The sequence below is a fragment of the Streptomyces sp. NPDC002734 genome (assembly GCF_040295685.1).
GTDB lineage: Bacteria > Actinomycetota > Actinomycetes > Streptomycetales > Streptomycetaceae > Streptomyces.
Genome location: NZ_JBEOVU010000007.1, coordinates 53,977 through 75,332, shown reverse-complemented (window position 1 = coordinate 75,332; position 21,356 = coordinate 53,977). Strand labels below are relative to the sequence as shown.

General features: G+C 73.3%; 17 protein-coding genes. 8 read left to right on the top strand and 9 right to left on the bottom strand.

Annotated elements, in window-relative coordinates:
- Nucleotides 1–182: 182 nt before the first annotated feature.
- Nucleotides 183–1,592: an FAD-dependent oxidoreductase gene (locus ABT026_RS08840; RefSeq protein ID WP_351113415.1), complete on the bottom strand. Its 1,410-nt coding sequence runs from the start codon at nt 1,590–1,592 to the stop codon at nt 183–185.
- Between the two features lie 75 nt (nt 1,593–1,667).
- Between ABT026_RS08840 and ABT026_RS08835 the strand changes: the two genes are divergently transcribed.
- Nucleotides 1,668–2,318, top strand: coding sequence for a TetR/AcrR family transcriptional regulator C-terminal domain-containing protein (locus tag ABT026_RS08835; RefSeq protein WP_351113414.1), 651 nt, complete (start codon nt 1,668–1,670; stop codon nt 2,316–2,318).
- 68 nt (nt 2,319–2,386) lie between these two features.
- Here the strand turns inward: ABT026_RS08835 and galK are convergent, their stop codons facing one another.
- From galK to galT, 3 genes are all read right to left on the bottom strand, one after another.
- Nucleotides 2,387–3,580 carry a galactokinase gene (galK, locus tag ABT026_RS08830; protein WP_351113413.1) on the bottom strand — a complete coding sequence of 398 codons (1,194 nt, stop codon included), beginning with the start codon at nt 3,578–3,580 and terminating at the stop codon, nt 2,387–2,389.
- 79 nt (nt 3,581–3,659) lie between these two features.
- Nucleotides 3,660–4,664 carry a UDP-glucose 4-epimerase GalE gene (gene galE, locus ABT026_RS08825; RefSeq protein WP_351113527.1) on the bottom strand — a complete coding sequence of 335 codons (1,005 nt, stop codon included), beginning with the start codon at nt 4,662–4,664 and terminating at the stop codon, nt 3,660–3,662.
- 8 nt (nt 4,665–4,672) lie between these two features.
- Complete coding sequence (gene galT, locus ABT026_RS08820; protein ID WP_351113412.1) at nt 4,673–5,734, bottom strand: galactose-1-phosphate uridylyltransferase; 1,062 nt, start codon at nt 5,732–5,734, stop codon at nt 4,673–4,675.
- A gap of 218 nt (nt 5,735–5,952) precedes the next feature.
- On the opposite strand from galT, the gene ABT026_RS08815 reads away from it, so the two are divergent.
- Both ABT026_RS08815 and ABT026_RS08810 read left to right on the top strand, forming a co-directional pair.
- Entirely contained in the window at nt 5,953–7,629 is a 1,677-nt protein-coding gene (locus tag ABT026_RS08815; RefSeq protein WP_351113411.1) for a sodium:solute symporter family protein, read from the top strand.
- A gap of 27 nt (nt 7,630–7,656) precedes the next feature.
- Nucleotides 7,657–7,974 (top strand): hypothetical protein, encoded by a 318-nt coding sequence (locus tag ABT026_RS08810; protein WP_351113410.1) that lies wholly within the window; start codon nt 7,657–7,659, stop codon nt 7,972–7,974.
- A 160-nt stretch (nt 7,975–8,134) separates the two neighbouring features.
- Here the strand turns inward: ABT026_RS08810 and ABT026_RS08805 are convergent, their stop codons facing one another.
- From ABT026_RS08805 to rsmI, 5 genes are all read right to left on the bottom strand, one after another.
- A complete protein-coding gene (locus ABT026_RS08805) occupies nt 8,135–8,800 on the bottom strand; it encodes a response regulator transcription factor (RefSeq protein WP_351113409.1) in 666 nt (221 codons plus the stop codon).
- 179 nt (nt 8,801–8,979) lie between these two features.
- Nucleotides 8,980–10,692, bottom strand: coding sequence for an outer membrane protein assembly factor BamB family protein (locus ABT026_RS08800; RefSeq protein WP_351113407.1), 1,713 nt, complete (start codon nt 10,690–10,692; stop codon nt 8,980–8,982).
- A 130-nt stretch (nt 10,693–10,822) separates the two neighbouring features.
- A complete protein-coding gene (locus tag ABT026_RS08795) occupies nt 10,823–12,727 on the bottom strand; it encodes an outer membrane protein assembly factor BamB family protein (protein ID WP_351113406.1) in 1,905 nt (634 codons plus the stop codon).
- 228 nt (nt 12,728–12,955) lie between these two features.
- Nucleotides 12,956–14,761, bottom strand: a complete 1,806-nt coding sequence (locus ABT026_RS08790; RefSeq protein ID WP_351113405.1) for an ABC-F family ATP-binding cassette domain-containing protein — start codon at nt 14,759–14,761, stop codon at nt 12,956–12,958.
- A 444-nt stretch (nt 14,762–15,205) separates the two neighbouring features.
- Entirely contained in the window at nt 15,206–16,108 is a 903-nt protein-coding gene (gene rsmI, locus ABT026_RS08785; RefSeq protein WP_351113526.1) for a 16S rRNA (cytidine(1402)-2'-O)-methyltransferase, read from the bottom strand.
- A gap of 81 nt (nt 16,109–16,189) precedes the next feature.
- Here rsmI and ABT026_RS08780 point away from each other — a divergent pair, with 81 nt between their 5' ends.
- The 5 genes from ABT026_RS08780 (at nt 16,190) to ABT026_RS08760 (ending at nt 21,269) form a co-directional block, all read left to right on the top strand.
- A complete protein-coding gene (locus ABT026_RS08780; RefSeq protein ID WP_502967925.1) occupies nt 16,190–17,893 on the top strand; it encodes a dolichyl-phosphate-mannose--protein mannosyltransferase in 1,704 nt (567 codons plus the stop codon).
- A 76-nt stretch (nt 17,894–17,969) separates the two neighbouring features.
- Nucleotides 17,970–18,920 (top strand): 16S rRNA (adenine(1518)-N(6)/adenine(1519)-N(6))-dimethyltransferase RsmA, encoded by a 951-nt coding sequence (rsmA, locus tag ABT026_RS08775; protein ID WP_351113403.1) that lies wholly within the window; start codon nt 17,970–17,972, stop codon nt 18,918–18,920.
- Complete coding sequence (locus ABT026_RS08770; RefSeq protein WP_351113402.1) at nt 18,917–19,825, top strand: 4-(cytidine 5'-diphospho)-2-C-methyl-D-erythritol kinase; 909 nt, start codon at nt 18,917–18,919, stop codon at nt 19,823–19,825. The genes rsmA and ABT026_RS08770 overlap by 4 nt, the downstream gene beginning before the upstream one ends.
- 194 nt (nt 19,826–20,019) lie before the next feature.
- Complete coding sequence (locus tag ABT026_RS08765) at nt 20,020–20,328, top strand: hypothetical protein (RefSeq protein WP_351113401.1); 309 nt, start codon at nt 20,020–20,022, stop codon at nt 20,326–20,328.
- A 65-nt stretch (nt 20,329–20,393) separates the two neighbouring features.
- Entirely contained in the window at nt 20,394–21,269 is an 876-nt protein-coding gene (locus tag ABT026_RS08760; RefSeq protein ID WP_351113400.1) for a TatD family hydrolase, read from the top strand.
- The last annotated feature ends 87 nt before the right edge of the window (nt 21,270–21,356 follow it).

Sequence of the window (21,356 nt, the reverse complement as noted above, 5' to 3'; positions counted from 1 at the left end):
CCCACCGCACGGCACCCCGCACGGGACGGCGTCACGCGCCCCGACGACCCGACGACCCGACGACCCGACGCCCCGACGACCCGACGACCCGACGACCCGACGACCCGACGACCCGAACGAGTTACGGCGGGCGAGGCGAACGGGTGACGGCGGACGCGGCACACGTGACGGCGAGCGCCGCGTCAGGAACGCGTCGCCCCGGCCGCCTCGACCGCCCGGTACACGCCCTCCGCGCCCACCCGCCGGGCGTAGGCCGCGAGCCCCTCGGTGGTGTCGCCGGCCCAGCCGACGTAGCCGTCGGGGCGGACGAGGAAGACGCCTTCGCCGTACGCCGTGAGGTGGGCGGCGGCGTCCACGGTGAGCAGGGTCCAGTGCGGGCCGCGGAAGGCGTCGAAGAGGCGGGTCTCCCCCAGCCGCCCGTCGGGGGCGCGGTCCCCGGCCCGCAGCGGGCCGGGGGCCTGCCGGGTCTCCTCGGCGAGGGAGGAGGTCCGGTAGCCGAGGGAGAGCTGGCGGGTGGCGTCGCCGCGGCGCGTCTCGCCCCGGTGGATGCTGGTGGACAGACCGAGCATGTCGGCGGCGACCGGGCGGCGTTCCTCCTCGTAGGTGTCCAGGAGGGAGGCGGGCGCGGCGCCCCGCAGCACCGCGTCGAGCTTCCAGCCGAGGTTGTACGCGTCCTGCACGCTGGTGTTGAGGCCCTGGCCGCCGGCCGGGGAGTGCAGGTGCGCCGCGTCGCCGGCGAGGAGGACGCGGCCGTCGCGGAAGCGGTCGGCGAGCGCGGTGCGCGGGCGGAAGTCCGAGGCCCAGCGCACCTCGGTGACGTCCTCGGCGGTGAGGTGGGTGCGGGCCGCGACGAGTGCGCGGACGCCTTCCGGGGACGGGTCGACGGTGGCGCCCTCGGGGAAGCGGGCCACCATCTGGAAGTCGTCGGTGCCGGCGAGCGGGCAGAGCGCCAGGAAGTCCTCTCCCTCGCCGGACGGCGGGAACATGTGCCAGTTGTCGCGGTCCAGGCCGGTGAGGCGGACGTCGGCCACCAGGGTGGGGTTCGCCTCGAGCGTCTCGCCGGTCATGCCGATGCCGAGCGCCCGGCGGACCGCCGAGCGGCCGCCGTCGGCGGCGACCACGTAACGGGCCCGCAGGCCGGATCCGTCGGCGAACCGCACGGTGACCCCGTCCGCGTCCTGGGTGAGGCCGATCGCCTCCCGGCCGAAGGCGATCCGTCCGCCCAGCTCCTCCAGCCGCTCCCGCAGGATCTCCTGGGTGCGCCACTGCGCCACCATCCACGGCTCGTCGTAGGGCGCCTCCTCGGTGGGCTCCACCGGGTCGAACATCCGGTGCTCGCCGAGCCGTCGCCCGTCCCGCCACAGCATCCCGACCGGGTAGCCGCCCCCGGCCGCGCGGATCGCGCCGAGGATCCCGAGGTCGTCGAAGACCTCCATCGTGCGCGGCTGGATCCCCTTGCCGCGCGAGCCCGGGAAGAGCCCGTCGGCCCGCTCGACGACGAGCGCCCGCACCCCGCGCCGGGCCAGGTCCACGCCGAGCGTCAGCCCGCTCGGGCCCGCTCCCACCACCAGTACGTCCACGTGCGCAGTCATACGTCCCCCGTTCCTTAACGTCGTTAAGTTCTGCCGGCCACCCACCATGCGCTTAACGCCGTTAAACTGTCAAGCGTGACCACGAACCGCCGCACGCCCCTCGACCGGAAACGGGTCGCGGACGCCGCCTTGGACCTGCTGAACGAGGTGGGTCTGGAGGGCCTCACCCTCAGCGCCATCGGGCGGGAACTGGGCGTCAAGGCACCCGCGTTGTACTGGCACTTCAAGGACAAGCAGGCGCTGCTCGACGAGATGGCCACCGAGATGTACCGCCGGATGGTCGCCGACGGGGAGCTCGACCCCGCCGACAGCTGGCAGGAGCGGCTGCGCAAGTCCAACCACGGGCTGCGGGCGGCGCTCTGCCGCTACCGCGACGGCGCGAAGGTGTTCACCGGCTCACGCTTCACCGGCATCGAGCACGCCGAGCAGATGGAGGACAACCTGCGGCTGTTCACCGCCGCCGGCTTCACCCTGCCCCGAGCGGTCCGCGCGATCACCACGACGTACCTGTACACCCTCGGCTTCGTCGCCGAGGAACAAGGCATGGAGCCGCTGCCGAACGACCCGCCCGGGGGCCTCGACATCGAGGAACGCGCCCGGAAGATGGCCGCGTTCCCGCTGTCGGCCGCCGCGGGCGCGGAGATCTTCGCCGACTACGACCGGCACTTCTCGGAGGGCCTGGAGATCGTCATCGAGGGCATCGCGGCACGCCACCGGACCGCCTGACCGCCTGACCGCCGCCACGCGGCGGACGGCGGCAGGCGGCGGACAGCGGCAGGCGGCAGGACGGCCGGCTACGCCGGGTGGATGCGCCGGGCCCCGCGGGAGGGCACGGCCGGGAACACGCGGGGCGGCTGGTGACCGGCCCGGGCGAAGGCGGATCCGACCGCCGCGACGACCCCCTCGGCCCGGTCGTCGTCGACCAGGACGATGGCGGAGCCGCCGAACCCGCCGCCGGTCATCCGGGCCCCGAGCGCCCCCGCGTCCAGCGCGGCGTCGACCACCGTGTCGAGCTCGGGCGCGGAGACCCGGAAGTCGTCGCGCAGGGAGGCGTGGCCCTCGGTGAGGACCGGGCCGATGCCCCGGGTGTCACCGTCGTTCAGCAGCCGCACCACCCGCTCGACCCGCTCGTCCTCGGTGACGACGTGGCGGACCAGGCGGCGGAGCTCCTCGTCGTCCAGCCGGGCCAGGGCCTCGTCGAGCTCCGCGTACGGGATGTCCCGCAGGACGGGGACGCCGAGGAGTTCGGCGGCGCGCTCGCAGCCGGCCCGGCGCTTGCCGTACTCGCCGCCGCTGTGCGCGTGCTTGACCTGGGTGTCGACGACCAGCAGCCGCATCCCCTCGGCGGCGAGGTCGAAGGGGATCTGCCGCCGGGTGCCGTCGCGGGTGTCGAGGAAGAGCGCATGCCCGGCCTCGCAGCAGGCGGAGGCGGTCTGGTCCATGATCCCGGTGGGCGCGCCCACGTACTCGTTCTCCGCGCGCTGGCAGATCCGGGCGAGCAGCGCCCGGTCGAGGCCGAGGCCGAAGAGGTCGTCCAGGGCGAGGGCGACGACCACCTCCAGCGCCGCGGAGGAGGACAGTCCGGCCCCGCTGGGCACGGTGGAGGCGAGGTGGACGTCGGCGCCGGTGACCGCGTGGCCGCCCTCCAGCATGGCCCAGACGACGCCCGCCGGATAGGCGGTCCAGCGCTTGTCGGAGCCGGGCAGCAGCTCGTCCACCCGGCGCTCCACCACACCGCCGGGGACGTCCGCGGAGGACAGCCGCAGCAGGCCGTCCTCGCGGGGCGACACCGCGGCGACGGCGACCTGCGGCAGCGCGAAGGGCATGACGAAGCCGCCGTTGTAGTCGGTGTGCTCGCCGATCAGGTTGACCCGGCCGGGGGCCGCCCAGACGCCGGCCGGCTCGGCGCCGTACAGCTCGGTGAACCGCCGGGCGACGGCCTCGGCGGCGGCCGTGACGTCGGCGGGGTTCTGGACCGACTCGCTCATGTGCGGAAGGGCCTTCCGTGCGGAGGGGCTGACCGCGCGTGCGGGGGCGGCGCGGCAGGAGCTGACAGGCCGGCGGGGCTCACGCGTGGGCGCGTGCGAACGCCCAGGCGTCGGAGACGATGGTGGTGAGGTCGGCGCGGCGAGGGCGCCAGCCGAGCCGGTCGCGGGCGGTGGCGGCGGAGGCGACCAGCACGGCGGGGTCGCCGCCGCGGCGCGCGGCCACCTCCTCGGGGATCGGATGGCCGGTCACCCGGCGGACGGTGTCGATGACCTGGCGGACGGAGAAGCCGTTGCCGTTGCCCAGGTTGCAGATCAGGTGCTCGCCGGGCGTGGCGGCCTTCAGGGCCAGCAGATGGGCCTCGGCCAGGTCGGCGACGTGGATGTAGTCGCGCACGCAGGTGCCGTCCGGCGTCGGGTAGTCGTCGCCGTAGACGGAGATGTGGTCCCGGCGGCCGAGGGCGACCTGGAGGATCAGCGGGATCAGGTGCGACTCGGGGTCGTGCCGCTCACCGTGGTCGCCGTAGGCCCCGGCCACGTTGAAGTAGCGCAGGCTGACCGCGGCGAGGCCATGGGCGTTCGCCTCGCCGGTGATCATGTGGTCGACCGCCAGCTTGCTGGCGCCGTAGGGGTTGGTGGGCGCGGTGGGGGCGCTCTCCGGGATGGGGACCTCGGCGGGCTCGCCGTAGGTGGCGGCGGTGGAGGAGAACACCAGCCGGCGCACGCCCGCCTCGCGCATGGCGCCCAGCAGGGCCATGGAGCCGCCGACGTTGTTGCGCCAGTACTTCTCCGGCTTCACCACCGACTCGCCGACCTGCGAGGAGGCGGCGAAGTGCAGGACCGCGTCGAACGAGGGGTCGAGGATCCGCCCGGCCTCGTGCAGCCCGGCCTCGACGAACTCGGCGCCCTCGGGGACCCCTTCGCGCACGCCGGTGGACAGGTCGTCCAGGACGACCACCCGATGCCCGGCCTCCAGCAGGTGCTGGGCGACCACGCCGCCGATGTAGCCGGCCCCGCCGGTCACCAGGTAGGTACCCGCGCCCTGGCCCGTGCCCTGGCCCGTCTCCTCGCCCGGCCTCGCGCCCATGCCCTCGCTCACGCGCTCTCCACCTCCCGCAGTCGCGCCGCGGCCGCCTCCGGCGGCACGTCGTTGATGAACACTCCCACGCCCGACTCCGAGCCCGCGAGGAACTTCAGCTTGCCGGAGGTCCGGCGGATGGTGAACAGCTCCAGATGGAGGGCGAAGTCGTCCCGCGTCACCCCTTCGTACGCGTCCAAACCGCTGAACGGCGCCTGGTGCCAGGCGGCGATGTACGGGGTGGGCGGCTCGTCGGGGCCGAAGATCCGGTCGAAGCGGCGCAGCAGTTCGAGGTAGACGCGGGGGAACTCGGCGCGCTGGTCCTCGTCGAGCGCGGTCAGGTCGGGGACCCGGCGGCGCGGGTAGAGGTGCACCTCGTAGGGCCAGTGGGCGGCGTACGGGACGAAGGCGACCCAGTGCTCACCCGCCAGGACCAGTCGTTCCCCCGCCGACTCGCGCGCGACGATCTCGTCGAAGAGATTGGCGGTGTCCGCCTCGGCCCGGCGGGCCGCCAGCGACTGGAACATCCGCGCGGTACGCGGGGTGACGAAGGGGTAGGCGTAGATCTGCCCATGGGGGTGACCGAGCGTCACCCCGATCTCATGGCCCCGGTTCTCGAAGGGAAAGACCTGGACGACGGAGGGAAGATGCGCGAGTTCGGCGGTCCGGTCGGTCCAGGCGTCCAGCACCAGCCGGGCCTGCTCCTCGGAGAGCTGCGAGAACGACGCGTCATGGTCCTCGGTGAAGCAGACGACCTCGCAGCGCCCGGAGTCGCCGGCCAGCGAGGGGAAGCGGTTCTCGAAGACGGCCACGTCGTAGCTGCTGTCCGGGATCTCGCTGAGCCGCTCGCCGTGGGTGGGGCACAGCGGGCACTGGTCGGCCGGCGGGTGGTACGTGCGGCCCTGGCGGTGCGAGGCGACCGCGATGTCGTCGCCGAGCAGGTCGTCGTGACGCACCTCGGAGGTGGTCACGGTGGCGTCCAGGGGCCGCCGGTCGACGGCGTCGCGCGGCGCACCGTCCCGCAGGTCGTAGTAGATGAGCTCGCGCCCGTCGGCAAGCCGGGTCGAAGTCTTCCTCACCGTCGATCGCCTTCCCGCCGCACCGCCCGGCTCCCTCGGATGTCCCGTCCGGATGCGCGATGCCTCGAACAGAAGTCAACATAACAGACCACAACAGAACGCAACCCAATCGCCGATGTCACAATCAGGCGACGAGAAACAACAGGAGTGTTCAATCTCCGACAGCACCGGTAATCCATCCGCCGTGATCCCCGTAACGCGCGACGAAGCGAGTTCCTATGCCCCCCACACTTCTGGCAGCTGAGCTGCGACTCCCCGCCAACTGGCTGGACTACTGCCTGCTGGCCATCTACTTCCTCTTCGTGCTGGGCGTCGGCTTCCTGGCGCGCAAGTCGGTCAAGACGAGCCTCGACTTCTTCCTGTCCGGGCGCTCGCTGCCCGCGTGGGTCACGGGTCTCGCCTTCATCTCCGCCAACCTGGGCGCCACCGAGGTCCTCGGCATGGCCGCCAACAGCGCCCAGTACGGCGTGTACACGGTGCACTGGTACTGGATCGGCGCCATCCCGGCCATGGTCTTCCTCGGCCTGGTGATGATGCCGTTCTACTACGGCTCCAAGGTCCGCTCGGTGCCCGAGTTCCTGCTGCTGCGCTTCGACAAGTCGGCGCACCTGCTGTCCTCGGTGCTGTTCGCCTTCGCGGCCATCCTGATCGCGGGCGTCAACCTGTACTCGCTGGCGATCGTGGTCGAGGCGCTGCTGGGCTGGCCGGAGTGGGTGGCCATCGTGGTGGCGGGCTTCTTCGTCCTCGCGTACATCACCATCGGTGGTCTGTCCTCGGCGATCTACAACGAGGTGCTGCAGTTCTTCGTGATCCTGGCGGCGCTCATCCCGATCACGGTCCTCGGTCTGAAGCGGGTCGGCGGCTGGGACGGCCTGACCGACTCGCTGACCGCGCAGAAGGGCGGCGACTTCGTCACCGCCTGGGGCGGAACCGGCATCGGCAGCGACAACCCGCTGGGCGCGAACTGGCTGACCATCGTCCTGGGCCTGGGCTTCGTGCTCTCCTTCGGCTACTGGACGACCAACTTCGCCGAGGTCCAGCGCGCGCTGTCCGCCAAGAACCTCTCCGCCGCCCAGCGCACCCCGCTGATCGCCGCGTTCCCGAAGATCTTCATCGTCTTCCTGGTGATGATCCCGGGTCTGGTCGCCGCGGTGCTGGTCCCGAAGATCGGCAGCGCCTCCTCGGGCCTGGAGTACAACGACGCGATCCCGTACCTGATGGGCCAGCTGCTGCCCAACGGTGTGCTCGGCATCGCGATCACCGGTCTGGTGGCGGCGTTCATGGCCGGTATGGCGGCCAACGTGTCGTCCTTCAACACCGTCTTCACCACGGACATCTGGGCCAAGTACATCAAGCGCGGCCAGGAGGACTCCTACTACCTGCGCTTCGGCCGGATGATCACCGTCCTGGGCGTGCTGGCCTCGATGGGCACGGCGTTCCTCGCGTCGACCTTCTCGAACATCATGGCCTACCTGCAGACGCTGTTCTCCTTCTTCAACGTGCCGATGTTCGTGGTGTTCATCATCGGCATGTTCTGGAAGCGGGCGTCGATGGTCTCCGGCTTCTGGGGTCTGCTCGCCGGCACGGTCTCCGCGATGATCAACTACTTCGTGATCTACAAGCAGGGCGTCATCGACATCCCCTCCGACCAGGGCGCCAACTTCGTCTCGGCGATCGTCGGCTTCGTGGCCGGCGCGGTGGTCATGGTCGCGGTCTCGCTCTTCACCAAGCCCAAGCCGATGGAGGAACTGCAGGGTCTCGTCTACGGCACCAAGTCGCCGGGCATGTCCGAGCCGCCCGCCGAGGGCGACGACGCCTGGTACCGCAAGCCGGCCCTGCTGGGCTGGAGCGCGATCATCCTGGCCGCCGCCTGCTACATCCCGTTCTCGTTCTAGCGACGAACGCGGGAGAATGGAGAGACCATGTCCGAGTTTTCCGAGAAGGACGTCCAGCGGTCGGTCAGTGATCTGGAGACCAAGTCCGCCAGTGCCGCCCGCCTCTTCGACGTCCGCCGCATCATCGGCCTGCTGTTCGTCGTCTACGGCGTCATCGTGACCTTGTGCGGGATCGCGCCGTCCGACCACTCCCTCGACAAGTCCGAGAACGTCAACATCAACCTGTGGACCGGGCTGGCCATGCTGGCTCTCGGCCTGTTCTTCCTGGCCTGGCTCAAGCTGCGGCCGGCCGCGCCTCCGCCGCCCCCGACGGGCATGGAGGAGGAGAACCCTCTGGGCCACTGACCCGACTCGGCCGTCCGAGGGCCGGGCTCCCGCACGGAGCCCGGCCCTCGGCGCGTCCGGGGCGGGGCGGGGTCCGAGGCCGGGGCGGGTCCGAGGCCAGGGCGGGTCCGAGGCCGGGGCGGGTCCGAGGCCGGGGCGCGCCGGCCCGTGCGCGTGCCGGTCAGGCGGGCGGGCGGTCCAGCAGCCCGGTGCGGGCGGCGAGCGCGGCGGCCTCCAGGCGCGAGCCCACGCCCAGCTTCATCAGCACCCGCTGGACGTGGGTGCGCGCGGTGCTGGGCGCTATGCCCATCCCCTCCGCGATCAGCCGGGTGTCCTCCCCCTCGGCGACCCGCACCAGCACCTCCGTCTCGCGCGGGGTGAGGGCGGACAGCAGGCGCCGCCCCTCGTCGTCGGGCTCCGCCACCGGATGGAGCAGCTCGTGGAAGGCGCCCTGCAGCAGGGCCGGGGAGATCGCCGCCTCACCGGCCCGTGCCTTCACGATGGCCCGCTCGACCCCCTCGATCCGCTCGTCGTGGCGGACGTAGCCCGACGCCCCGGCCGCGAAGGCCGCCGCGATGCCGCGCGGGCTGGGCACCGGGCCGAGCACCACCACCGCCACCTGCGGGCGCTCCCGCCGGATCCGCTCCACCGGGTCGAACGCCCCGGGCCGGGCCGGCTCCGCGGTGCCCAGCAGGCACACCTCCGGCGCCCGGCCGATCACCAGCTCGGCCGCTCCGGCCGCCGGCGCGGCCGCGGCCAGCACCCGGTGCCCGCGCAGTTTCAGAGCGGAGGCGAGCGCCTCCGCGTGCAGTCGGTGGTCGTCGACCACCATGAGCCGCACTCCCATCGAACCCCCCACCTTGCCCCCCGGCCCGAGGCCCCCCGGCGCTCGCGGCCTGTATGGACCGCGAAGCTACACGGTTGTTCGACGCGGCGCGCCCCCATCGGCCGACATGTGCCCCGTATCGGCGAACACGCCGAGGGGGCACGGCCGGCCCATGGGGGCGTCGGTGTGCGTGCGGGTCGTCAGGCCTTGGGGCCGAAGGCGACCGCGAGCGGCTCGTCCTCCTTGTCGTCGCCGCGGGCGTAGACCTCGCTCATGAAGAGCCGGCCGCCGAAGAAGAGGTACTCCTGGTAGTCCGGCGAGAACGAGATCTCCAGCTCGCGGCTGGCCTGGTCGTTCGGCAGCTGCAGGAGCAGCGTCTCCTTCAGCGTGTCGCCGTCCAGACGGACCACCTGGCCGCCCTTGTCGTAGGGGCCGCTCTTGTAGGCGAGCACCCCGTCGCCGTCCATGCGCAGCGGGAGCAGGTTGTGGCCGTCGCCCGCGTCGGCCTTGCGGCCCGTCTTCCCGGTGGCGAGGTCGATGGCGACGACCTCGTTGGTCCGGCCGGTGTCGCCTCCGGCGTCGTGCTCCTCGGTCGGCAGGTAGAGCGTGTCCTCGCTGACGGCCAGGTTCCCGCAGCTCTCGACGGCGGTGACGCCGTCGCAGTCGGCGGCGTAGGTCTCGCCCGGCGCGGAGATCTTGGCGCGGAGCTTGCCGGTGGCGGCGTCGACGGAGAAGAAGTCGGAGATGCCGCTGCCGTCACCGGCGGTGTCGCCGACGTCGGCGGCGGCCACCAGCGGGACGGTGGAGACGATCGACGCGTAGTCGACGCCCTCGGGCAGCTTGTACTCCGAGAGCACGGTGCCCTTCTTGGCGTCCAGGGTCTGCAGGAGCAGCTGGTAGTTGTTGTACTCGCCGCACTTGCGCAGCGCGACCAGGGCCTTGCCACCGCCGTAGCCGGCGTCGTAGCAGGTGTCGCCCGGCTTGGGCTGCCACAGCGAGGCGCCGGTCGTGAGATTCCAGGCGGCGCCGCCGGAGCTGGAGCCGGCGGCGACGGTGGTGCCGCTGAGGGTGACGTTGTCGAACCGGACGGGCCGGTCGCCGCTCTTGGCGTTCTTCGTCCAGAGCTTCTTGCCGGTGGTCAGGTCGATCGCGGTGACCTCGCTGCAGCCCGCGGTGGGCGCCTTCGCGGTGGGCCTGGTCGGCTCGTGGACGATCACGGTCTTCCCGTCCTCGGTGGTGTGCCGGGAGGAGAGGCAGACCGGGCCGGGCAGCGGGAGCTTCCACTTCTGCTCACCGGTCTGCGGGTCGTAGGCGGTGATGCCGTCCGCGCCGCTCTTGGCGTAGACGTCGCCGGTGGCCCAGGAGCCCTTGACGTTGATCTGCAGGTTCTTCTCGACCTTCGGCATCGGCACGTCGAAGAGCAGCTCCGCGTCGGGGTCCGAGGGGACCTTCTCGCCGCCCGCTTCCCCACCGTCCTTGCCCTTGCCCTTGCCGCCCTCGGTGCCGCCGGCGACGGTCTTCGTGCCGCCGTCCTTGCTGCCGGAGTACCAGACGCCGCCACCGATGATCAGGGCGATCGCCACCACGGCGGAGACCACGATGGCGATCTGGGCGCGCAGCGCCTTGCGCTCGGCCTCGCTGCGCTGCGGAGCGACGGCGGGCGCCGGAACCGTCGGCGGCTGCTGGGCGGGGTAGCCGTACTGCGGCGTCTGCGGGGACGCCTGCTGCCCCGGGTGCTGTCCCGGCTGCTGGAGGTACGGGTTGGGCGGCGTCTGCGGGTACCCGTAGCCCGCCGCGGGCGGGGCCGGCGGCTGCTGCGGCGGCGGGGTGGCGCCGTAGGGGTTGCGGTCGGCGGGCTCGTGGGCGCCGCCGTCCCCCTGCGGGGGCCGGCCGGGCTCGGGCGGCTGGGTCATCACATTCCTCGGGAGGGTCGTGCGGGCGGGCGTCGGCCCGGCCGGGGCGTACGAGGGTCCTGGGTGCGGGAGCCGGCCCCGCAGTGCGGGGCCGGCGGGGCGGGCCCCGCGTGCGGGGCCGGGGCGGGCGCTACTTGGCGTAGACCGTCATCAGCTTCTCCTCCTGCTCGTCGCTGCCGGTCAGCCGGTCGACGGAGAGGAAGAGCCGGCCGTCGGCCCAGGCGATGGCGGGGTTGAGGAAGGAGCTCTCCAGCTGGGCCCCGGCCGCCGGGTTCTGGAGCAGCTTCTGCGGCGTGTGCGAACCGGCCGTCGGCACGGCGACCACCTGGCCGCCCTTGTCGTAGGTGGGCTCGACGTAGGCGACCAGCCGGCCGTTCTCCAGCGTCACCGGGAGCATCGACGACTCGGCCGGGGACTTCACCCGCCACTTCACCTTGCCGGTGTCCAGGCCGATCGCGAGGATCTCGTTGGCCTTGCCGATGCTCTTGGTGGCCAGGTACATGTTCGTGTCGTCGGCGACGAAGTCGCAGGACTCCAGCGCCTTGTTGAAGATCGAGAACCCGGAGCAGCGGACGTCGAGCTCGGTCTTGCCGTCGAGCTGGACGTGCGGGCCGATCCGGCCGTCGCTCGTGAAGACGGAGATGTTGCCCGTCTTCTTGTCGCGGTTGGCGCTGTAGACCACCAGCGGGCTGACGCTGTAGGCCTTCTCGACCTCCCAGCCCTTGCCGAGCGCCCGGGTCCAGCGGACCTTGCCGGTGGCCGGCTCGAGTTCGCGCAGCTCGTCGTGCTGGTTGTCGCCGCCGGCCCCGCAGGACGCCGCGACGATCAGCTTCCGTTCGTCGCCGGCGAAGCCGCCGGGGAAGCAGGACGCCCCGTACTTCTTGATGTCGTAGCGCTTCTTGCCGGTCTTCATGGCGAGGGCCACGGCGGACTGGCCGCGGCCGACGACCAGGGTGTCCCCGGCCAGGCTGAGCGAGATGTCGCTGGTGCCGTCGAAGAGGCCGCCCTCGTCGATCTCGGCCTCCCAGCCCTTCTCGCCGGTGCGCAGGTCGAGCTCCTGGACCTGGTTGCACTTGGCGCGGTCGCTGCTGCCGCTCTTGTAGGCGACGGCTATCCGCCCGTCCGCGGACACCCGCCGGGTGACGGCGCATATCTCCTGGGGGAAGTCGACCGGCTTCCACGCCTCGCCGCCGTCGGCGGCCTTCCAGCCGAAGACCTGCTTGTACGCGGCCTTCACGGCCACGTCGCCGACCACCCACATGCCGGGGGCCTTGGCGCCGTCGCCCGGGGCGTCGGGGGCGCCCTTGTACCAGGCGAGGCGGGCCTCGCCGGGCGCGCGGTCCTTGTTGATGTCGAGTTCCTCGCCGCCTCCGCCGTTGCCGTCGCCCTGGTCGACGGTGGCGGTGGGCTCGGGGGCCTCCTGGGTGGGCGTGGGCGCCGCCTTCTTCTGCGCGGGCTCGTCGGCGTTGTTGCCGGCGACCGCCCAGACGCCGCCGCCGATCAGCGCGGCCACGACCACGGCGGCGGCGACCACCAGCGCGGGACGCTTCTTGAAGGGGTTGCCTCCACCGGACGGCGGCTGCGGCGGGCCGGCCGGGGGCCAGGCGCCGCCCTGGGAAGCACCCTGCGGAGCGCCCTGGGGGTAGCCGTATCCCGGCTGCGGCGCGTAGGGCCCGGCCTGCGGCGCGCCCGGCCGGCCGGCGTACGGTCCGGCGGCGTAGGGGCCGGGCTGCCCGTACGGTCCCGGCTGGGGCTGACCCGACTGGCCCGGCTGCTGGCCCGGCTGGGGGGCGCCGTAGCCGGAGGGCGCGGCGCCGAAGCCCGCCGCGGGCTGCCCCTGCGGCGGCTGCGGGGCGCCGAACCCGCCGGCGGGCGGCGCGGCGGGCGCGGCCGGCGGCGCGGGAGGGGCGGCGGGGGGCGCGGGCGGCTGCTGCGGGGCCGGGTGGCCGGGCGGCGGGGCGTCCTGCGGTTCCGGAGACTTGCGCAGCGGGTCGCCGGACGGCGTGGGCGGCTGTTCCTCGGGCGGCTGTGTCACAGCGGCTCCCCCTCTTCACTGACCGACGCGCCGCGCCTGTCCGCTTCCGGGCCCCTCAGCGGTACTCAAGGACCAGTTGTCATACCGGTGGCTTTTCTATCACCCACGCCGGAACGCGACGGGCCGGTTCCTCCCCTGTTCCCAAGGGAGAACCGGCCCGTGACGCCGTCGTTATCGGTGACGCGCCGTCAGCGACGTGCGGATGTCAGGCAGCCGCGGGGGCAACCCTCAGGCGTCCTCGGCGAGTTCCAGCCACGCCATCTCCAGCTCGTCCCGCTCGCCCGCCAGGGCGCGCAGCTGCGCGTCGAGTTCGGCCACCTTCGCGAAGTCCGTGGCGTTGTCGGCGATCTGGGCGTGCAGCTTGCTCTCCTGCTCGGAGATCTTGTCGATCCGCCGCTCGATCCGCTGCAGTTCCTTCTTGGCGGCGCGCTGGTCGGCCGCGCTCTTCTCGGCGGCCGGCCTGGCCGCCGGTGCGGGGGCGGAGGCGGCCGCGGCCTCCTCCATCCGGCGGCGGCGCTCCAGGTACTCGTCGATGCCGCGGGGCAGCATCCGCAGCGTCTGGTCGCCGAGCAGCGCGAACACCCGGTCGGTGGTGCGCTCGACGAAGAACCGGTCGTGGGAGATCACGATCATCGAGCCGGGCCACCCGTCGAGGACGTCCTCGAGCTGGGTGAGGGTCTCGATGTCGAGGTCGTTGGTGGGCTCGTCGAGGAAGAGGACGTTGGGCTCGTCCATCAGCAGCCGCAGCAGCTGGAGCCGGCGGCGCTCACCGCCGGAGAGGTCGCCGACCGGCGTCCACTGCTTCTCCTTGGTGAAGCCGAAGGTCTCGCAGAGCTGGCCGGCGGTCATCTCGCGGCCCTTGCCGAGGTCCACGCGCTCGCGCACCTTCTGCACGGCCTCCAGGACCCGCCAGTTCGGGTCGAGTTCGGCGACCTCCTGCGAGAGGTAGGCGAGCTTGACCGTCCTGCCGACCTTGATCCGGCCGGCGGCGGGCTGCTCGTCGCCGTCGGTACGGGCGGCCTCGGCCATGGCGCGCAGCAGCGAGGTCTTGCCGGCGCCGTTGACGCCGACCAGGCCGATCCGGTCGCCGGGGCCGAGCTGCCAGGTCACGTGCTGGAGCAGGGTCTTGGGGCCCGCCTGGACGGTGACGTCCTCGAGGTCGAAGACCGTCTTACCCAGGCGCGAGGAGGCGAACTTCATCAGCTCGCTGGTGTCGCGGGGCGGCGGGACGTCGGCGATCAGCTCGTTGGCGGCCTCGACCCGGAAGCGGGGCTTGGAGGTGCGGGCGGGGGCGCCGCGGCGCAGCCAGGCGAGCTCCTTGCGGACCAGGTTCTGCCGCTTGACCTCCTCGGTCTGCGCGATCCGCTCGCGCTCCGCGCGGGCGAACACGTAGTCGGAGTAGCCGCCCTCGTACTCGTGGACGTCGCCGCGCTGCACGTCCCACATGCGGGTGCAGACCTGGTCGAGGAACCAGCGGTCGTGGGTGACGCAGACGAGGGCGGAGCGGCGGGCGGCCAGGTGGGCGGCGAGCCAGGCGATGCCCTCGACGTCGAGGTGGTTGGTGGGCTCGTCCAGGACGATCAGGTCCTGCTCGGCGATCAGCAGCTGGGCGAGCGCGATGCGGCGGCGCTCACCGCCGGAGAGGGGGCCGATGACGGTGTCCAGGCCCTGGGGGAAACCGGGCAGGTCCAGGCCGCCGAAGAGGCCGGTGAGCACGTCGCGGATCTTCGCGTTGCCCGCCCACTCGTGGTCGGCGAGGTCGCCGATCACCTCGTGGCGGACGGTCGCGGTGGGGTCGAGCGAGTCGTGCTGCGTCAGGACGCCCATGCGGAGGCCGCCGACGTGGGTGACGCGGCCGGAGTCCGTCTCCTCCAGCTGCGCGAGCATGCGGATCAGGGTGGTCTTGCCGTCGCCGTTGCGGCCGACGACGCCGATGCGGTCGCCCTCGGACACGCCGAGGGAGATGCCGTCCAGGAGGGTACGGGTGCCGTACACCTTGCGGACGTTCTCGACATTGACCAGGTTGACGGCCATTTCTCTCCAACCGAGGGGAACGAGCTCAGCGGTCCAGGTTAGCCCGCGCGGGCGCCCCGCTTCGCCCGTCCGGGGTTCCCCCGGGCCCCTGGGCAGGCGTACGCGCGGGTGCGGGGGCTCACGTCGCGCAGGCGAACCGTCCCGTCCGTACGGCACCGCCCGCTCGGGCCGGGTGGAGCGAGCCGCTCGCCGCGGAGGCGCCGCCCTGCGCCCGCCCGTGCCGCCCCCTGGGCGGCCCAGCCGCCCGCAGGACGGTCGGCGGAAGCGAGGAGTCGCGCTCACCCTGCGGGCAATCGTGCCGCTGGGCGGCACGGGTGGGCGCAGGCGGTGCGTACGCACGGGACGGTTCGCCCGCGTCGCATCGGCCCGCGGCCGGCGGGGTGGGGCTCACGTACGAAGCGCGGTGGCGAAGGGCGAGGCCCCCGTGCGCGGGGCCTCACGTGGTCAGCGGGAGGCGTTCTTCGCGGCGACGACCGCGTCGAAGACGTCCCGCTTCGGGAGACCCGCCTCCGCCGCGACCGCCGCGATCGCCTCCTTGCGCCGCTCCCCCGCCTCCTCCCGCACCCGCACCCGCCGGACCAGCTCCTCCGCGTCGACGTCCCCCGGCGCCGGCTCGGGCGCGCCCTCGACGACCACGGTGATCTCGCCCCGCACGCCCTCCTTCGCCCAGGCGGCCAGCTCGCCGAGCCCGCCGCGCCGGACCTCCTCGTACGTCTTGGTGAGCTCCCGGCAGACCGCGGCCCGCCGGTCCGCGCCGAACACCTCGGCCATCGCCTCGAGCGTGTCGTCCAGCCGGTGCGGCGCCTCGAAGTAGACGAGGGTGCGCCGCTCCCCGGCGACCTCCCGCAGCCGCCCCAGCCGCTCGCCCGCCTTGCGCGGCAGGAATCCCTCGAAGCAGAACCGGTCCACCGGCAGCCCGGACAGCGCCAGCGCGGTCAGCACCGCCGACGGCCCCGGCACGGCGGTGACCTTGATGTCGTGCTCGACGGCCGCGGCGACCAGCCGGTACCCGGGGTCGGAGACCGACGGCATGCCCGCGTCGGTCACCAGCAGCACCCGCGCCCCGCCCCGCAGCGCCTCCACCAGCTCGGGCGTGCGGGCGGTCTCGTTGCCCTCGAAGTAGGAGACGACCCGCCCCTCGGTGCGCACCCCGAGCGCCTGGGTGAGGCGGCGCAGCCGGCGGGTGTCCTCGGCGGCGACGACGTCCGCCGTGGCGAGCTCCTGGGCGAGGCGCGGCGGGGCGTCCGCCACGTCCCCGATGGGCGTCCCGGCGAGCACGAGCACACCGCTCCCGGGGGCGGGGGACGCGGCGCGCGGGGCGTCGGAGGCGGCGGAGGAAGGCGGCACGGAAGACGTATCGGTCACCATTCCATCGTCGCAGCCGTCCAACACTGCCCCACGCACCGCCCTGTTCCCTACGATGGCGCGGTGACCAGTACCCCGACCGACACGGATCCCCGGCCGGCCCCGCCGCTGCTCCTGAAGGAGGCGGCCGCGCCGTCTCCGGACGACGTCCGCAGCCGGCTGGTGCCCCCGTTCATGTCGCCCGGCCCGCGCCTGTGGGAGACGCTGCGGATCCCGCCCGCCCTGGGCGACGTCCTGGCCCGCTGGAACGGTTGGGTGGGGCCGCTGCTGGTGACCCTGGTCGCCGGCCTGCTGCGCTTCCGGGACCTCGGCAGCCCCCGGGCGGTGATGTTCGACGAGACGTACTACGCGAAGGACGCGTGGGCGCTGGTCCACCGGGGCTTCGAGCTGAGCTGGCCCAAGGACGTCGACAAGCAGATCATCGAGCGGTTCGGGGACGTGCCGCTGCCCACCGACGCGGCCTACGTGGTGCATCCGCCGGTCGGCAAGTACGTCATCGGGCTGGGCGAGCTGATGTGGGGGCTGAACCCGTTCGGCTGGCGGTTCATGACGGCGGTGCTCGGCACCGTGTCGGTGCTGCTGGTGTGCCGGATCGGCCGCCGGATGTTCCGCTCGACGTTCCTGGGGTGCCTGGCCGGTCTGCTGCTGGCGGTGGACGGCCTGCACTTCGTGATGAGCCGCACCGCGCTGCTGGACGGCGTGCTGATGTTCTTCGTGGTGGCCGCGTTCGGCTGCCTGGTGGTCGACCGGGACCGGGCGCGGGCCAGACTCGCGGCGGCGCTGCCGGTGGACGGAAGCGGCCTGGTGCGTCCCGACGCGGAGATCGCGCGGACGCTGCGGCTCGGGGCGCGGCCCTGGCGGTGGGCGGCCGGTCTGATGATGGGCCTGGCGATCGGCACCAAGTGGAGCGGTCTGCCGGTCCTCGCGGCGTTCGGTCTGCTGACCGTGCTCTGGGACGTGGGCGCGCGCCGCACGGCCGGGGCCCGGCACCCGCACCTGGCGGTGCTCCAGCGGGACGTGCTCCCGGCGTTCCTCACGACGGTGCCGGTCGCGGCCGTCACCTACCTGGCGTCGTGGACGGGCTGGATCCTCTCCCCCAACGACGGCACCGGCGGCTACTACCGCAACTGGGCGCTGACCGAGGGCAAGGGCGACACCTGGGGGTTCCTGGACTGGCTGCCGAGCCTGTGGCACTACGAGACGCAGGTGTGGAAGTTCCACGTGGAGCTGACCTCGCCGCACACCTACGAGTCCAACCCGTGGTCGTGGCTGGTGATGGGCCGCCCGGTCTCCTACTTCTACGAGTCGCCCGGCTCCGGCCAGGACGGCTGTCCGGTCGACGTGGTGGACAAGTGCTCCCGCGAGGTGCTGGCCATCGGCACGCCGATGCTGTGGTGGGCGGGCTGCCTGGCGCTGCTGTACGTGCTGTGGCGCTGGGCGCTGCGCCGCGACTGGCGGGCCGGCGGCATCCTGTGCGGTGTCGCGGCGGGCTACCTGCCGTGGTTCATGTACCAGGAGCGCACGATCTTCCTGTTCTACGCGGTGGTCTTCGTGCCGTTCCTGTGCCTGGCGCTGGCGATGACGGCGGGGGCGCTGCTGGGGCGGCCGGACGCCGGGGAGATGCGGCGGGTGGCGGGCATCTCCGCGCTGGGGCTGCTGGTGCTGCTGGTGCTGTGGAACTTCGTGCACTTCCTGCCGATCCTCACCGGCGCGCCGATTCCGCTGGAGGAGTGGCAGACCCGGATGTGGCTGGACACCTGGGTGTGACGGCGCCCCGTCCGGGGGCGCCCGTCCAGGGCGGCTGCGGCGGGAGGGGCGGCCGGGGCAACGTACGCTGGTTGCCGTGACCAGCCCCACTCCCGCCGACGCCCTTCTCGGTCCCGCCGACGTACGCGAACTCGCCGCCGCCCTCGGGGTCCGCCCCACCAAGCAGCGCGGCCAGAACTTCGTGATCGACGCCAACACCGTGCGCCGTATCGTCCGCACCGCCGAGGTCCGCCCCGAGGACACCGTGGTGGAGGTCGGCCCCGGCCTGGGCTCGCTGACGCTGGCCCTGCTGGAGGTGGCCGACCGGGTCACCGCCGTGGAGATCGACGACGTGCTGGCCTCCGCGCTGCCCGCGACGATCGCCGCGCGGATGCCGGAGCGCGCCGAGCGGTTCGCGCTGGTGCACCGCGACGCGATGCAGGTGCGCGAGCTGCCCGGCCCGGCCCCGACGGCGCTGGTGGCGAACCTGCCGTACAACGTGGCGGTGCCGGTGCTGCTGCACATGCTGGAGACGTTCCCGAGCATCGAGCGCACGCTGGTGATGGTGCAGGCCGAGGTCGCCGACCGGCTGGCCGCGGGCCCGGGCAACAAGGTCTACGGCGTGCCGTCGGTGAAGGCCAACTGGTACGCCGAGGTGAAGCGCGCCGGTTCGATCGGGCGGAACGTGTTCTGGCCGGCCCCCAACGTGGACAGCGGCCTGGTCTCGCTGGTCCGCCGCACCGAGCCGATCGCCACCTCCGCGACCCGGCAGGAGGTGTTCGCGGTGGTCGACGCCGCGTTCGCGCAGCGCCGCAAGACGCTGCGGGCGGCGCTGGCCGGATGGGCCGGCTCGGCCGCCGCGGCGGAGGCCGCGCTGGTCGCCGCCGGGGTGTCGCCGCAGGCCCGCGGCGAGGCGCTCACCGTGCACGAGTTCGCGCGCATCGCCGAGAACCGCGGCGCCGCGGCTGGTGACACCACGGTCCGTGACACCGCCGTCCGTGACACCGCCGCCCGTGACACCGCCGAGCAGAAGGACTCCCAGGCGTGAGCAGGAGCGTCACCGTCCGCGTCCCCGCCAAGGTCAACGTCCAGCTCGCGGTGGGCGCGGCACGGCCGGACGGGTTCCATCCGCTGGCCAACGTCTTCCTCGCCGTCGGGCTGTACGACCGGGTGACGGTCACGCCCGCCGACGAGCTCCGCGTCACCTGCTCGGGGCCGGACGCGGACCAGGTGCCGCTGGACGCCACGAACCTGGCGGCCCGCGCGGCGGCGGCGCTGGCCGCGCGCCGCGGGCGCACCGGCCGGGACGCGGCCGTGCACGTCCACATCGACAAGGACATTCCGGTGGCCGGCGGCATGGCCGGCGGCAGCGCGGACGGCGCGGGCGCGCTGCTCGCCTGCGACGCGCTGTGGGAGGCCGGAGCCTCCCGCGAGGAGCTGCTGGAGATCTGCGCGGAGCTCGGCAGCGACGTGCCGTTCTCCCTGGTGGGCGGGGCCGCGCTGGGCGTCGGCCGCGGCGAGCTGCTGACGCCGCTGGAGGTGGGCGGCGACTTCCACTGGGTGTTCGCGATGGCCACCCGGGGTCTGTCGACGCCCGCCGTGTTCCGCGAGTTCGACCGCCTCACCGAGGGCGTCGCCGTCGCCGAGCCGGTGGCGAGCGAGCCGCTGCTCGCGGCCCTGGCCAAGGGCGACGTGGACGCGCTGGCGGGGGCGGTCGTCAACGACCTGGAGCCGGCCGCGCTGTCCCTCTTCCCGGAGCTGGCCCGCACCCTCGAGGCGGGGCGCGAGGCAGGAGCGGCCGCCGCCCTGGTGTCGGGCTCCGGCCCCACCACCGCCCACCTGGCCCGCGACGCCGCCTCGGCCGCCCGGATCGCCGACGCCCTCGCCGCCTCCGGCACCTGCCGCACCGTCCGCGTCGCGACCTCGCCCGCGCCGGGGGCGACCGTCCTCTGACGGGTCAAAGCCGGTCGACCGCCGTCAGGTCGACGGCGACGTCGTACGGCTCGTGGACAGATCGTCGTTCCTCCCGTGGACGGCATCCCGCGGGCTGCGTTGCCGAGGACGGCCACCATCCGTCACAGGGCGCACGTCGCCCCCGACGGGCATAGCCTGGTAGAGGACATGCCGAGGCTGCGGAAGGAGCCGGCATGAGCATCCCCGAACCTGAACGCGCGCACGAGGCCTACTCCTTCGCCTGCATGCGGTGCGGGTACGGCTGGGAGCAGGACTACGAGATCCAGCACCGTCTGCGTTCCGACGGCACCGCCTTCGTGACCTACCGGACCGGCGGGGAGACGGTGCCCTCGCCGTTGTCCAGGCCGACCTGCCTGAACTGCGGCAGCCACGTCGTGCGGATCATGCGGCCCGGACAGGTGCACCTGTTCCAGGAACTGCTGGCGGGTTCGCACCGCGAGCCGGCCCACGGGCACCACTGGTGGCACCGGTCGGCGTCCTGAACCCACCCGGGTCCACCTGAGCCCGCGGTGCCGCCGCGTCCGCCGGCGTTCGTAGGATCGGTCGTATGCCGTCGAAGAACAACGCCGAAGCCCCGCCGCCGCCCGAGCCGCTGCGGGTTCCGGTCGCCGACTCGCACACCCACCTGGACATGCAGTCCGGCACCGTCGAGGAGGCCCTGGCCGCCGCGGCCGCCGTCGGGGTGAGCACGCTGGTGCAGGTCGGGTGCGACCTGAAGGGCTCGCGCTGGGCCGCCGAGACCGCCGCCGCGTACGGGGACGTCCACGCGGCCGTCGCCCTGCACCCCAACGAGGCGCCGCGGATCGTGCTGGGCGACCCGGACGGCTGGTCCCGGCAGGGCGCCCGGGTGCCGGGCGGGGAGGCGGCGCTGGACGAGCAGCTCGCGGAGATCGACGCGCTGGCGGCGCTGGAGCAGGTCAAGGGCGTCGGCGAGACCGGTCTGGACTACTTCCGCACCGGCGACGAGGGCCGCGCGGCGCAGGAGCGGTCCTTCCGCGCCCACATCGAGATCGCCAAGCGGCACGGCAAGGCGCTGGTCATCCACGACCGGGACGCGCACGAGGACGTGCTGCGGGTGCTGAAGGAGGAGGGCGCCCCGGAGCGGACCGTCTTCCACTGTTACTCGGGCGACGCGGAGATGGCGGAGATCTGTGCCCGCGAGGGCTACTACATGTCCTTCGCCGGCAACGTCACCTTCAAGAACGCCCAGAACCTGCGGGAGGCGGTCGCCGTCGCCCCCGCGGAGCTGCTGCTGGTCGAGACCGACGCGCCGTTCCTGACCCCGGCGCCGTGGCGGGGCCGGCCCAACGCGCCCTACCTGATCCCGGTCACCGTCCGGGCGATGGCGCAGGTGCGGGACATGCCCGAGGACGCCCTCTGCGAGGCGATCGCCGCCAACACCGCACGCGCCTTCGGCTACTGAGGCTCACAGGAATCAGCCGGAAAGCCGGAAACTGAGCGACTGCTCAAATTCTCGCCCTCGGAGGGCAACCGTCCCACCGGCCCCAGG